Origin of the sequence: Pseudoalteromonas sp. S3785, from assembly GCF_005887365.1 — a bacterium.
Taxonomy (GTDB): Bacteria; Pseudomonadota; Gammaproteobacteria; order Enterobacterales; family Alteromonadaceae; genus Pseudoalteromonas.
In genome coordinates this window covers 1-714 of record NZ_PNCT01000062.1, presented here as the reverse complement: position 1 = coordinate 714, position 714 = coordinate 1, and the positions used below count along the sequence as shown (strand labels likewise).

1 protein-coding gene is annotated in these 714 nt (G+C 52.7%); it reads right to left on the bottom strand.

Annotated elements, in window-relative coordinates:
* Positions 1-714, bottom strand: a 714-nt coding sequence (locus CWC17_RS15425) for an Ig-like domain-containing protein (protein WP_249935933.1), incomplete at both ends; no start/stop codon positions are given.

Here is a 714-nt window from a genome sequence, read left to right as displayed (position 1 = left end):
GTGAGAGGTTGCACAGCGCCGTCACTGTCGGTCACGGTGAGTGTCACCGTGCCGCCAATTTCGTTACTGGTGCCCTGTAATGTCGGTGTTAGGTCGTTTACATCGCCTACATTTTGTATCGTAAGTGTAGGTGCTTGCGTGTCAATCGTAGTGGTTTCACTCACGGTGGTTTCGTTGCCTACACTATCGCGTACGCTCACTTCAATCGTGCTTTCGCCTTCACTGAGTGGTGTACTTGGTGTGGCGCTCCAATCACCATTTGCATCAACAAGCGCAGTGATGGTTTGTGGATTACCATCGCTGTCGGTCACCACTATCGTCACTTGCGCGCCTTCGCCCGCATCGCTCGTGCCGCTGATTATAGGCGTGTTGCTATTGCTTTGTGCATCCACCTCAACGCTAAGCGTAGGCGGTGTGCTATCAAAGTCATCTGAGCTGATTGTGCGCGTGTTGCCCGCCGCATCGGTGGCTGTGGCGATCACTGAGCCAACATCAAGGAGTGATACATCCAAGCCCACTAATGACCAATTACCATTGGCATCGGTTGTGGTGGTGTAAGTGGCCCCAATGCCACCGCCTATAAGTTGCTCAGTGATAGTAATTTCGCTGCCTGCTGGCAAATCAGAGGTACCGCTTAGGGTCACTAATAAACCAAGCTCAAAGGTCGGTGTAAAGGCAAGGGTTGGTGGCGTCACATCCACTTCGCCCGTATCA